This is a genomic window from Paenibacillus ihumii, from assembly GCF_001403875.1.
GTDB classification, from domain to species: Bacteria; Bacillota; Bacilli; order Paenibacillales; family Paenibacillaceae; genus Fontibacillus; species Fontibacillus ihumii.
In genome coordinates this window covers 1,536,626-1,550,413 of record NZ_LN884299.1, presented here as the reverse complement: position 1 = coordinate 1,550,413, position 13,788 = coordinate 1,536,626, and the positions used below count along the sequence as shown (strand labels likewise).

General features: G+C 51.7%; 9 protein-coding genes and 1 pseudogene. 3 read left to right on the top strand and 7 right to left on the bottom strand.

The window, feature by feature from the left end:
- Positions 1–176: 176 nt before the first annotated feature.
- Positions 177–1,379 (top strand): NO-inducible flavohemoprotein, encoded by a 1,203-nt coding sequence (gene hmpA / locus BN2762_RS14400; RefSeq protein ID WP_055107632.1) that lies wholly within the window; start codon positions 177–179, stop codon positions 1,377–1,379.
- Positions 1,380–1,478: 99 nt separating this feature from the next.
- Here hmpA and BN2762_RS14395 read toward each other — a convergent pair whose 3' ends face one another.
- The 7 genes from BN2762_RS14395 to BN2762_RS14365 form a co-directional block, all read right to left on the bottom strand.
- Positions 1,479–1,982, bottom strand: a complete 504-nt coding sequence (locus tag BN2762_RS14395; RefSeq protein WP_055107631.1) for a Crp/Fnr family transcriptional regulator — start codon at positions 1,980–1,982, stop codon at positions 1,479–1,481.
- 1,352 nt (positions 1,983–3,334) lie between these two features.
- Entirely contained in the window at positions 3,335–4,294 is a 960-nt protein-coding gene (locus BN2762_RS14390) for a hypothetical protein (protein ID WP_055107630.1), read from the bottom strand.
- Positions 4,295–4,551: 257 nt separating this feature from the next.
- Entirely contained in the window at positions 4,552–5,913 is a 1,362-nt protein-coding gene (locus tag BN2762_RS14385) for a nucleotide sugar dehydrogenase (RefSeq protein ID WP_055107629.1), read from the bottom strand.
- 46 nt (positions 5,914–5,959) lie between these two features.
- Positions 5,960–6,769 carry a response regulator transcription factor gene (locus BN2762_RS14380; protein WP_055107628.1) on the bottom strand — a complete coding sequence of 270 codons (810 nt, stop codon included), beginning with the start codon at positions 6,767–6,769 and terminating at the stop codon, positions 5,960–5,962.
- A gap of 105 nt (positions 6,770–6,874) precedes the next feature.
- Positions 6,875–8,251, bottom strand: coding sequence for a glycosyltransferase family 2 protein (locus tag BN2762_RS14375; RefSeq protein ID WP_187386601.1), 1,377 nt, complete (start codon positions 8,249–8,251; stop codon positions 6,875–6,877).
- A 43-nt stretch (positions 8,252–8,294) separates the two neighbouring features.
- Positions 8,295–9,488 (bottom strand): HEAT repeat domain-containing protein, encoded by a 1,194-nt coding sequence (locus BN2762_RS14370; protein ID WP_055107627.1) that lies wholly within the window; start codon positions 9,486–9,488, stop codon positions 8,295–8,297.
- A 36-nt stretch (positions 9,489–9,524) separates the two neighbouring features.
- Positions 9,525–11,756 (bottom strand): hypothetical protein, encoded by a 2,232-nt coding sequence (locus BN2762_RS14365; RefSeq protein ID WP_055107626.1) that lies wholly within the window; start codon positions 11,754–11,756, stop codon positions 9,525–9,527.
- 730 nt (positions 11,757–12,486) lie between these two features.
- On the opposite strand from BN2762_RS14365, the gene BN2762_RS14360 reads away from it, so the two are divergent.
- A complete protein-coding gene (locus tag BN2762_RS14360; RefSeq protein ID WP_055107625.1) occupies positions 12,487–12,858 on the top strand; it encodes a YhjD family protein in 372 nt (123 codons plus the stop codon).
- Positions 12,855–13,748, top strand: a pseudogene (locus tag BN2762_RS14355) (DNA polymerase IV); the annotation flags it as partial. The gene BN2762_RS14360 and the pseudogene BN2762_RS14355, both read left to right, overlap by 4 nt.
- Positions 13,749–13,788 lie beyond the last annotated feature (40 nt).

Genomic DNA, 13,788 nt, shown 5'->3' with positions numbered 1-13,788 from the left:
TGCCTCAGGAATAATGTTTCTTCCTCTCCTTCCTGTGACGAAAATCATTGCATTTGGCGATTCGTTCACATTTTAGGACATTTTCCTGTGACGAAAATCACCTTTCCACCCTAAATGCCGCTCTATACTGGGAAGGAAGTTTGAAACGACAATACAATTGGAAAGAGGGTACTGTTATGCTAGATTCCCGGACAATTGAAGTGATTAAATCCACTGTGCCCGTGCTGGAGGTTCATGGGGAGACGATAACCCGCACATTTTACGAGACGATGTTCAGAAACCACCCTGAGCTGCTGAATGTTTTCAACCATGCGAACCAGCGCCAGGGCAAGCAGCCGACGGCGCTGGCCAATGCGGTATACGCCGCTGCCGCGAATATCGATGCCCTCGAACGAATCCTGCCTGTCGTTCGCGGCATCGCCCATAAGCATCGCGCGCTGGGCATTCTTCCGGAGCATTATCCAATCGTTGGAGAGAACCTGCTGGCCGCGATCAAATCCGTACTGGGCGATGCGGCTACCGAGGAGATCATCGAAGCGTGGGGCAAGGCTTACGGGGTCATTGCAGATGTGTTTATCAGCGTTGAAGCAGACATGTACAAGGAGTCCGAGCAGCAGCCCGGGGGATGGCGCGGCTTCCGCCGCTTTGTTGTCCAACGGAGGATACAGGAAACCCCGGAGGCGGCCTCCTACTACCTCGTTCCGGAGGACGGCAAGGCGATCGCTTCTTACGAGCCCGGCCAATACATTACCGTAAGGGTCAAACCGGAGGGCCAGGAGTTCACTCACCTTCGCCATTACAGCCTGTCCACGGCTCCCGGAGCTGAATACTACCGCATTACCGTCAAGCGCGAGGATGGCGGTGCCGATCGGCCTGCAGGCATCGTGTCCACCTATTTGCATGAGCACGTCCAAGAAGGCGGCATTCTTGAGCTTAGCGCACCGGCAGGCGTATTTACGCTGGATCAAAGCCTCAAGACGCCCGTCACTCTTATTAGCGGCGGTGTAGGCCTCACGCCGATGATCAGCATGCTGGAAACGCTGCTGCAGCATTCCGAGCGCGACATCGTCTATATCCACGCTGCTCGCAGCAAGGAGTACCACATTATGAAGGAATATGTAGGAGAGCTCGCCGCCAAATCTCCTCGCCTGAAATGCTACACGGTTTACGAGGCGGCAGCCGATGAAGACAAATGCGATAAATGCGGCTATATCGACACCGCTTGGCTCTCGGCGGTTGCGCCTTCGGCGTCCGACTTCTATTTCTGCGGGCCGGTGCCGTTCATGCGGACGATTAATCAAGCCTTGCATGAAATGAATGTGCCTGAAGCGAATATCCATTATGAATTCTTCGGTCCGGCCGGCAGCCTGGACAGCTAGCTCTATCGCAAGCTTAGCCCGGCAATGTCCGGTGAGGCCTTTCTGTGTCCGGTTGTTCGGTGAGACCTTCTTGTTCGGTGTGCCCTGCCTTCAGGCGACTTACGAATGCTGACCGCGCAGAAGCCGATTGACCGTTTCGCGCCGGATCCCGATCAGTTGGCCGATCTCCTCCTGTGTCAGGTAGTCCGTCAAAGGCACGCCGTTTGCATGATGGCTGAGCCATTTCTGGAGAAGCTCCAGCCGCTCGGAGGGGGTGCCTACCGTAAGGTGATCAATACGCTCCTGCATAAAGCGGACCTTCTCCTGAAGCAGCCGTGCGACTTCCAGCGGCTTCTGCGGATTCTCTTCCAGCTCGCGGTACCACTCCTGGGCCGAGATAATCTCTACTTCGCTGCGAATAAGTGCTATTGCCGTGCCATGGATTTCCTTGGGGGAGATCAGCGAATGATGCGGCACCGTTTCCCCGGGATATAGTATATTGAACAGAACTACATTTCCGTTCTCATGAAGCCGCGTTACCTTGAAAAGTCCGCTCTTTATATGGTAGAGAAACTTTCCGTCATCACCCTGGCGAAATAAGATCTCTCCTTTATGCAAAATCATCGAAATCGCTCCAATCGTTGGTTTAAACTCTCGCAGCCCAATTATAACAAAAAAAATACCCGGGCACGTAGCCCTTCTAGACAGAAGGGGCTGTCCCCTCAGTCATCTAGATGACTGAGGGGGGCCCCCTTTCTTTTAGATAGCTATCCGTCTAGCTATCGGTTTGCCGGAATCGGTTTGCCGGAATCCGTTTCTGCGGGATCAATTATTGCGGGACAATTATTGCGGAATCAATTTCCCCCTTGCCTGCCCCGTTCTTTCTATCTTGTATAAGCTATTATTAGCTGTCGAACTCTGACATAAGCTTTTGAACTCTAACATAAGATGTCGAACTCGGGACACTAGAAGCCCATTCTTGTTTGGCTTATGTTATATAGGCTATGAACTCTTAACGCTAAATGGAATTCATGTATCTAATTATGCTCTGAGCGAATAGTTCAATAGATTAGATGGATTTCATGCACCTAAAATCAAGAATCCCGCCCATGATAGGCAATTCCCTTATTCTAACGACATGAAATCCATTTAAATCTGCTTTCCATTCTTTACCGCGGAAACTAACTACTATAAATCCATTTAGAATGTGAAATCCGCGATTTCGTGCTCGACGTAAAGGGGGTGGGGAGCATGTTTGGTCACATCCTTTGCAACCGGCGGTAGAAAGCGTGCTTGGTCGCACCATCGCAACCGGCGGCCTGGTCACATCATCGCAACCGACGGTAAAAAACGTGCTTGGTCACACCAACTATACATAAAAAGTTTTCATGCAGCGCCCCGGCGCTCCAGCCTTTAAAAGTTGCGCTGACTCCCCGCAGCGTCAGCGCAGCCGTAAGGTGCATGATTGAGCCGGAGCCTGTGTTTGGCGCTATGAAGACAACCGGAGCTTCGAAGGTTCCTGCTGTGAGGCTTACCAAAAAAGTAAGTCTGGAGGTCGGGTGTTTCCCTTGCCTACAATCTGCTTGAGAGAAGTGCCGTCGATAACAAAAACCAAAGAGCTAAGCGAGAACAACCGCTTAGCTCCTTGGTTCTTTACGAATACTATCCTATGTTGCTGGTGAGGGTGTTTTAAAGTTTACTCTTGGGACAGCCTCTTACTATGCTTCGTAATTAGAGCGACGAGTCTTCAGCGAGCGTACATCCATATATGGCGACGAGCCTTCAGCGGGCGTACATTCGTATATGGCGACGAGCCTTCAGCGGGCGTACATTCGTATATGGCGACGAGCCTTCAGCGGGCGTACATTCGTATATGGCGACGAGCCTTCAGCGGGCGTACATTCGTATATGGCGACGAGTCTTCAGCGGCGTATTATCCTTTTATGGCTGTACGTCTTCATCGGGCACATCTCCGTTTATGGCGATGCGTCTTCAGCAAGCGCATTCGCATCATCCGTTTTTTGCGCGACCTTCGTCTCCTGCTTGTTCCGCCAGGATTCATAGCTGTGCACGGCTACGCCTTCAAACGAGGAATGCTTGCCGACCAGCGTCACCAGCTTGTCCAATTCTCTCGTAATAGACGACAAGGGCTCTTCGTAGAAGGAAACTCCCGGCCCTTCCTCGCTCTTCGTCAGCTCAACGCCTACCCAGACCCGTTTGCTCTGTACGTCGGCTTCCTCCAGCGTCGCGCGCGATACCTCGTAAATGGCGTCGGCCGCGTTGCGATAAGCCATAAGCGCCACATAATCGAACTTATCAATCATCCACTGCCGCAAATCACGGCCTTCTCCAAGCTCCTCATGCTCGATGCCATTGAGCCAGAACGGGAGCGCAGCCCCGATCTGGAGCTGATTACGCTCAGCGAGCTCAGCCCAGACCCGGACGCTCTCCATCCACTGCTCTACCATCAAATCCCGATCTGTGCTCCACCGCTTCAGCAGATAAGGCTCTACGTCGAGCTGTACGCCTGCAAACCGCTCCTCTGGCCTGGATTCGTCATTGTACTGCTTGACCCAGTTGAGGAAGCGGTTCGCTTCCTTGCGTTCCTCGCGCAGCGCCCATTCCGGATGACCGTTAAGAGCGTGAACCTCCAGCTTGGCCTCCGAGGCAGCTGCCACAAACCGGCGGTACGAGGCATCGCTAACCTCGCTTCCGATTTGCAGAAAGAGGGTCGTTACCCCCTGCTCCTTGGCAAATTCAATAATCTCTTCCGTATGGTTCTCCACAAGCTTGGCGTCCCAGAGCCAAGTCGCCTTCGCTTCCGGGACGGAAGGACGGAGTAGAACAACAAACAAGGCAGCAAGTAGGACAGCTGATCCTGATGCTACTGCTATCGCGAGCCCTCTGTACCGTCTTAATAAAGAGTTTATTTTCATCTCCGCCTCCACTCCTGAAATTCACGGCTAAGCCGCTATTCTGTGTATTTAGCGTCTGGTCCCATCTTCATCTTGTCTTGTTAAATCCAATAGCTGGACTCGCCATATCCAGAAACTGGTCTTGTTCTACCAAAAAACTTGACTCGTCATATCCAAAAGCTGATCTCGTTCTATCCATAACTGGACTCGTCATATCTAAAAGCTAGTCCCGTTCTATACATAACTGGACTTGTCATATCCAAAAAACTGGGCTTATCCTATCCTACGATCAACGCCTCCTGCTCGCCCACATGCTGCACGGAATGACCGATTTTGTAAACGTGAGGCAGCTTGAATTCTTTGAATGCGTTGCGCGTATCCAGAATCGGAACGCCAAGCGACGCAATGGCGCTGTAATCGAGATTCGAGTGATTTGTTACCAGAACCATGCAATCGTAGGCTTTGAATTTCTCCAGATCGTACTCCACGCTATGAACGGTGACTCCGGCTTTGTCCTTAAAGCTCGTGGCGAACGGATCATAATAATCCACCGCCGCACCGCTATCTTTATACAACTCATATACTTCAAGACCCGGCGACTCCCGGAGATCACTGATATCCGGTTTATAAGCCATGCCGAGAATAAGGATGTTCGATTTTTTAATGGATTTAGCATACTCATTCAAAATTTTCGATGTTTTGTTCACCACATAATATGGCATATTGTCGTTCGTCGATTGCGCGAGCTCAATGAACTGGCTGTAGAAACGGAATCCTTTTGCTTTCCATGACAGGTACATCGGGTCAAGCGGAATGCAATGTCCGCCGATTCCTGGACCCGGGTAGAACGGCATGAAGCCGAATGGCTTCGTCTTCGCAGCATCAATGACCTCCCAGACATCGATGCCCATCCGGTCACACATCATTGCCATCTCATTCACGAAGGCAATGTTCACACTGCGGAATGTATTTTCAAGAAGCTTGGACATTTCAGCTACCTTCGGCGACGACACGGGTACAACCGTCTCGACATATCTGCTGTATACGGCTACGCCGAGCGCAAGGCATGCCTCCGTCGTTCCGCCGATAACCTTTGGCGTATTGAATGTATTGAAATTTTTATTGGACGGGTCTACCCGCTCCGGCGAGAAGCAGAGGAAGAAATCCTCTCCAACCACGTGTCCAAGGCTCTCCAGTTCGCGCTGGATCAGCTCTTCCGTCGTACCCGGATAGGTCGTGCTTTCCAGGGTAATCAGGATGCCCTTCTTCATATAGCGTTTAATGTTCTCAACTACAGTGACGATATAGGATGTGTCAGGGTCTTGGTTTTCGCTAAGCGGTGTCGGCACACAGATGCTGATCGCATCCACGTTCTGTAGAGCTGCATAATCGGTTGTCGGCTGAAAACGTCCCGTTTGTACGACTTCGCTGAGCGTAGTGGAGGAGATATCGTGAATATAAGATTCCCCGCGGTAAATTTGTTCGATCTTTCTGGAATCCAGATCAATACCTACGACCTTGAATCCTTGCTTGACCATTTCCACGGCCAGCGGAAGGCCTACATATCCCAGGCCGACGACACACAGCACGGCTTCCTTCGACTCGATAGCTTCCAATAAATCACGGTATTGTTTATTCACAGGTTTCAACCTCCAGTTATTTATCTAGTATCGGTGTCAATTCTATTTAATAAATGCAGCGCCGAATCCGTGCGTCCAGCTCGACGGGCGAGAAAGGCTTCGTAATATAATCATCTACTCCGCTTTGGAAGCATAGGCTGATCGTCTGCTCCACCCGCTGCTCGGTCAAGACTACGATTTTGGGCGCTTTCTTGACGTTGAGCTGTTGAATATGGTGGATATAGGGCAGGCCGTCGATCCCGTACAGATTGAGCTCAGTCAGCACCAAATGGGGATTCCAGCTCTCGATAAGCTCCAGCGCGGAAATCCCGTTATCCGCTACGGCTGTCTCGTACCCTTGCATCTGCAGCCTGATTTGCAGGAATTCGCGTACCGTCGGATCCCCCTCGACGATTAGAATGCGGCTCTGTGACGAACGCAGCTCCCGTCTAGAGAAAATATGGATATCCCCTGAAGGGCTCAGTTTTGTCGATTCCTCCATTTGCTTTAACACCTGCTCACTTAACTCGCCTTGCTCGGGAAAGCTCGATAAGGTCATATGCAGATCCAGCTCCCCGATGATGTCGTGGATCCGCTGCTTCAGCAGCAAGCCTTGAAAGTGCACGGCGTCGAGCGGCTGCCCGGGCAGCAGAACAGCATAGCTGCCAGGCTCGCTTCCGCTCCAGAGCTCAAAAGACACGCCAGGCTGGGATTCCAATATTCCGCGAATTTGCTTTTCCAAATAAGACGGAGCATCCGCAGAGTAAATAAAGAGAACTCCGTTCACCTCCTGGGCGAACTCTTTCACATAATGCTCGATCGTTGAGTATAGACTAGTTTGCTCGATTTTGGTTTGCAATGCTGCCGTATTCGGCATCTGAATTCCCGCCTTTCTTCATATATTAATCATCCGGCTCTTCGCCTCAGAGCTATTGCAGTCGGCTATCAACTCCCTTCCGGAAATCCCCGGAGCCTTGAGGGCTTAAGCCGTCTTGGCTGCTTTGCTCTCTTCCTTCCAGCTCGTCCGGGTCATCGTTCCCCAGGAATTGTTATTGCGCAGAAATTGAATATGCCCCTGAATCCGCCACAGTCCGCCAAGCTGGGCATATCCGACAAATTTCAATGCTGAGAAGAGCAGCAGACGGGCCAGGTCGGATACCTTTGTAAACCTCTTGAACGCAAGCTCCTCCAGAATCAAGGCGCCGACGCTGAGCAAATAACCGCTTAAAATATTAATCAGCCCGAACACGACGAGGATTCTCCAGTGCGTCATGTCCATCAGCGTATATCCGAGCAATGCGAGCAGCCCCGTGATCTTGAAATACGGATTCAGCGCTTCGAAAATAATGTTATAGGGCATCGTCAGCAGCCCCATCACCTTGTATTTCGGGTTAAAGGCCATGTCGTAGTTCTCAATCATGTTCTTCAGGTTACCGCGCCCCCAGCGCTTCCTCTGATTGGACAAAATACGGTAGGTATCGGGGGCTTGCGTCCAGCATACCGCTTCCGGACAGAAGGCTACCCGGTATTTCAGCTTGTTCTCCAGCATGTAGCGATGCAGCTTGATGATGATGTTCATGTCTTCGCCGGGGTAGCCTCCTCGATATCCCCCAACGGCGATGACATAGTCTTTGCGGAATAATCCGAACGCTCCGGACACAATAATCAATCCGTTGATCGAGCTCCAGCCAATGCGTCCGCCCAGAAACGCCTTCAAATATTCCACCGCCTGGAACATCGGCCACATTTTGCGCGGCAGCGATACTTCCTTGACCGCGCCGTTCTCGATCAGACAGCCGTTGGCAATCCGCACGTCCCCGCCGATCGCCACCGTCTCTTCCGGGTTCTCCATGTACATCCGGGCCATGCGGATCAGGGCATCCTTCTCCAGCAGAGAATCGGCATCGATGGACGAGATGAGCGGATAATGGGACAGGTTGATACCCGCATTCAGGGAATCCGCCTTCCCGCCGTTCGGCTTATCGATTACATACAGATGCGGATACTGAGGATTATAATAAACAGCATTAATCGGCTGGCAGTCGATCGAATTCCGTATTTCCGGATTCGGCAGCGGCTCCAGGCCAAATTCCTCCCGCAGCACCCCCAGCGTATTATCGCTGGAGCCATCGTTAATGACGATCACTTCATAAGTCGGATAATTCAAGGTCAGCAAGCATTTTACGTTCTCGATGACCGTGAGCTCCTCGTTAAAGGCCGGCACGAGCAGGGATACCGAAGGCACCAGTTCCGAGCCGGAGAGCGTGTTGTACTTCGAATAAGCCGACCTTCGGAAAATCGTTAAAATATTGCGAAACGAAAAAGCCATAATCGAAAAATAAATCGTATTTACCGTCATTACGTAATAGATGGCAAACAGTCCGTAGATTAGCAAGATGTCTCTAAGCAGTGTAATCGCCTCCGACCGCCGCGATCTGACGAACCGGTCTTCGCTCGGTGGTGCCGAAATACCGTTCGTACAGCAGCTTTTTTTTGTTATAGGCGACCATTTGGTCTATTTTGTGGTGCTCTTGATCCTGCAGCATCGCTCTTTCGATATGATACATCGCGGTCTCCCGCTCAACGCCGGTACCGTTCATGGCGATCTGGCAGAGAACCTCAAAGCCCGTTTCTCCCAGCTTGGCCAAGCTCTCGGCGCTGTTGTTCCTCACCCACCAGTTCGGATCCTTCAGTGCACTGCGCAGGAGCGGTATGCTGCCGGCAGCATGCAGGGAGCCGAGAGACTTCGCCACGGTGGCGCGCACCTCCCAATCTTTATCAGCCATCAGATTCTTGATGGTGTCATCCTTAAGCACCGGATTGGAGCTTAAATAGAGCTTGACGGCCTCGGCGCGGACATCCGTCTGCTCGGCGCCGACCAGACGATCCAGGGAAGGAACCACCTCTGGAATCGCCTGGCCCCACATCGCCACGAGAGCTACTTTTACTAGATCCTGATTCTCATCGTCCAGCAGCTTTAGCAGCAGGCGGCTGGCATCGAGCCGGGTCTCCATCACGATGTCCGCAGCCATATGATGAATCGGCTTGCCGTGGCGAAGCAGGTGCTGCAGCATTTCCTTCAGCTGCTCCTCATTATCCGCACTCTTGGCCACCGCCCGGGCTACGACGATCGTAAGCGGGGTATAGCGCTCGCTCTTCAGCATCTGCAGCAGCCGGGGGACCGCCTCAGCCGCCCGCATCCCCCCGAGGCGGTAAGCCGCTGCAATCCGCCGTCCGTAGAATAAGCTGTCCAGCAGCTTGATATCCTTGCGGACGAAGCCTGCGTCATGACACAGCTTGATCAGCTTCTCGCGGAACTCGCCCTTGAACTGGTCAATCCATTCGATGAATTTCTGCTGGATAACCCGGCCTTCGAGCTCTTTGAGCTTGCCCGGCGGCAGAGGCAGCTCCGAATTTCCGTTCATATGAGATTGAATAAATTTAAAATAATCATGGTGCTTCTGCAAGTATTGCCGGCTCTTCTTCATTTTGTGCAAATGATTGAACTTCATGGCAAACAAGAGCACGATTCCGCTCCCGATCAGTCCAAGGCATACGTAAATAAAATAGATGGCCGTGGTAAGATGCGTATACATAAAGAACATTCCTCCTTCTATATACCAAGCACCGGACTATTCAGGCTGATGTTCCGGCAAGCTTTCGTAAAACTCCTTCAACGCGTAGTAGCCGGATTTTAAATTCTCGGTGTAGTTCACAGTTTCCCAAGGCGACCAAGTATATTTCGGCTGTTCCTCAAGATTGACGGGTCCATCGCTGCCCGGACCGAACACCTCCTGGCTGCGGCGGTCCTTCATCCAAGGCAAGAAAGTGATTCCATCGATTTGCGCCGTTGTAAACATACGGCTGCGGCCGCTCTTTAGCGGACTGTAATCAATAGCCTGCAGGGAGCTTGGATCCGCAAAGCCGAGCAGCATCCAGGGGATGCGCAGCTCTACTTCCCTGCCGCTGTATTGCCATGAAGTCAGGGAATTAAAATCCTTATCGTTTCGATCTGATGTCCCTCGCACCAGGCCACCGACCGTCATTTCTTGGAATGGATGATGTGTCCGGGTATCCGGCGGCGTCATCAGCAAACTGACCGCCATTTTCCATGGCTGGAACTGGGATCTCTGCTTCCCGTCCAGATCATCCAGCATCTGATAGCCGTCCGGTCCATAGAGACGATAATGAAAATCATAGCTCGGAGCCGTTCTTACTTCCGTCTCCTCGTCTCGTCCGATGACGACCAGATTTTCCAGCCCGTCGCTCAGCTTAATGCCGGGCAGCTCTGCGGCCGGCTGATCTCCTCCGGGCTGCGTATGCGTCCCCAGGTAAATTTGCCGGGCTTCTGGATCAAAATCCTCGGTCAATGTAAGTCCTACATACACATAGGCCTCATCATGCGTCACGCGGAGGCGTTCAATACCGGGAGCAGGCTTGTCCCACGACTGAACCTCATTTTCCGGCAGAGCATCCCAATCGTCCAGCTTGCCGTCAATGATAAGAACTTCCTCCTTGCCCGGTCCCATAGATACGAGGCCGAAGAACTTCTCGTTCGTCAGAACGTTCAGCCAATAGGAACGGCGATCCTCGGGAATTTCAAAGCGCATCGTATTCCACGTCTTCTTAAACCACTCATCCTGCCACATGAATAATATGGCGCCGGCATAGCCCTCGTCATAAATGTCTTTCGTCAAGGATACGTCGATTTCGGCCTTTTCAGCCTCGCTGTGGCCGCCCTGATTCCGTCCGCCAGGGCCAATATGCGACACGCCCACAGACGAAGGCACGCCGTACTCCGTCACCATGATGGGAATATCCTTGTGATGCTCTTTTAACTGCCGCAAATAAGCTTTATACGTATTAAACCCGCCTTTTCCGTCGGGAATCGTTTCCAGCGTCTTATCGAGATGAAAGAAATCCGGATAATACGGATACACGTGATAGGCTGCGAAATACCCGGCCTCCCAGTCCACCGGCTTGATGTGCATAGCGTCCACGCTGACCAGATCCTCCTCGAACAAAGGCTCGCCAGGATGCTCAAGCACATCCGTTGTAACCCAGTTCGTAAAGGTCATCGGGTGCTGCCAGCCATAGGCGGCTTCCAGCTCGGCCGTTTGATCGATCAGTTCGGCGAGCCAGCTCTCGAACGGGCTGGCCTCATCCAGCGCCGAGAAATACCTGCCCTTGTAGGGCTTTATGGAGGCGTGTTTGGCATTCGTATTGTCCACCATCTCGGGATCCCACTCCGTGCCGATATGCCAGGCCATCAAATAAGGCCCTGCATTCGCTCTGTACTTTCCCCCCGAAGCTCCCGGCTCCACCGGTATTTTCAAATCTCCGTACACCGCTTTTACCGCTTTTTCAACTTCCTTGTGAAATTGTTTCTTGATTTCCGGGTTATACGCATCCCTTTGCTGGATCAATTGCTCCTCAGGCGACCAGATGCCCTGAATGAAGTACAGCGGATTGTCTCCCTTATCGCGGTTGTATTTGACCAAGGACTTATAGAACACCGGATTGTGCACGGTATAAATACGAATTACGTTGGCCCCCATGTCCTGGATTTGCTCGAACCAGCGCATATAATCCTTCTCCGTAATCGGGAATTCCCCTGGAAAATGACCAGGAACCGTAGCTCCCAAGTTGACGCCTTTTACGAAAATCTCCTGCCACTTCCCCTCGCTCTTGTATTCCATAAACCGGTCCCCCGAGGTCTGGAACTTGATTTTTGCGCCGTCCGAAGCTTCGTAGGTCGTATGGGACGGAGGCAGGCTCCTGATGATGAGGTAAATTGCCCCGGCGATTACAAGACCGCCAAGCACAAATAAAATAATTAACCTTTTTCGCGCTAACGTTGTCATCGGGTTGCTCTTGTCACCTCGCTATTTTTTTGTATGCAGGCGATCTTACCAGTACGGTCCCCTCACACCTCCACTCCTCTCGTATTACCTCTATCATTAACCAAGTAGTCTAATAAAGTAACTAGGCTAATAGAAGCGTTTTGAATCTGGGCCCTTCCCGGTGTAATCGAAGTCATCTAGCTCCATTTTCCCGGTTTATCCCATTATCGCCTTTAAATTACTTCAGCTCTCGCCCCTGTGAAAACGACTTGAAAAACGAAGCAACACGATGCTATGTTTCCAAGCTGCTGTTTTCATAGAACGCAGTGCTCCTGCTGTTCGCTCCTAATTAGACGCGCTGCTTATTTCGAAGTTTCGCTCTGTTTTTACACCTGCTTCCATAAAGGTTACAAAAATGATACCAAAGTCTCGCCAAAAAATCGCTTAACAATGCGGTTTTCAGGCGTTTTGCCAAATTATCCCAGTTCATCAAAAAACCTACGCTGGTCCTAGAATAGGATCATTGGTTGCTTCCAGGCTTTGTTCGTTTATTTCGGGTAGGACTGCAAGGGCCTGAAGATGACTTCTTGCTTACTTGCAATCTCCGCAATAAGAACCATTAAATGTAATTGTTATAATATTAAGGAACTATTCCGGATCGTCCTTTTTCCATAAAATTCACTTGCATAACGAACTTACGTTCGGTGTATAATATATTAACGAATATACGTTCGCATTGCGGTGGTGTAATATGATGAATAACTCAACAATCAAGACAGATAAGGATCTTCAAATCATCAAAGAATACACCTTGCTGCCTGTATTGCTGGATATGCTGGCAAGGGATATCGAGGAACTCAGCCTGTACCAGAATAAACTGATTTATAATCTCGTTATTTTTCACCTCAAAAAAATTGAAAGCAGCATTCATCTCGAGCTGAAGACCCTCCGAAGCCAAATGCGCCAGCGGGGCATTCAAGTGCTGAATACGACGATGAATGCGCTGGGCGTCGAGGTGGAGTACAAGGTTCGGGGCTATATCCATCATTTCAAGATGCTGAGAAGCCTGGTGAAGGCGGAGCTGATGATTCTTCTGATGAGGCTATGGGAGGCGCCGAGATGAAGCATATGCGCGAAAGGACGATTTTTTTGGCAGACTGCCAGAGCTTCTATGCCAGCATTGAGAAGGCGGATCATCCGGGATGCAAGAACAAGCCGGTAGCCGTGGCCGGAGACCCGGCCCGCCGCTCCGGGATCATCCTGGCAGCATGCCCGATCGCCAAGAGCTTTGGGGTAACGACGGCGGAACGTTTGGGCGAGGCCCTGCGGAAATGCCCCGAGCTCGTCGTCATGCGTCCCCGGATGCAGCATTACATCGATGTATCCCTGATGATTACGGACATCTACCGGGAATACACGGACCTGGTTGAGGTTTTCTCGATCGACGAGCAATTTCTCGACGTATCGGGCAGCCTGCACCTGTTCCAGGGAGATCCGATCGCCATGGCCAGATCCATCCAGCAGAAAGTGCTGGCCCAGACCGGGGTATGGATCCGTATCGGCATCAGCTCCAACAAAATGCTTGCCAAGCTGGCTACGGACATTTGGGCGAAGAAGAATGAGAGCGGGCTGTACGTCCTGCCCAGCGCCAACGTGCCTGCAGCGCTCTGGCCGCAGCCGATTCCCAAAATGTTCGGGGTCGGCTCCCGGATGGCCGCCCACTTCACCCGGCTGGGCATGTACCAGATCGGCGACATTGCCCGGACGCCGCTGCCGGTGCTGAAGGAGAAATTCCGGGCCCGCTTCGGCAAGCAGAGCGACATTCAGGCGGAGGTGATGTGGCGGACGGCCAACGGGCTGGATGATTCCCCGGTGACGCCGCGCACCTTCGATGCTGCGCCGAAGTCGGTCAGCCATATGATGACGCTGCCGAGAGATTATGCCGAGCCGGGCGAAATCGACACCATTTTTTTGGGTATCAATATAAAAATATGTGTGCATAAAGCTAAAAAGCCTTTAATCGCCTGAAAAAAACAGTTTTTTCGGGCAGTTT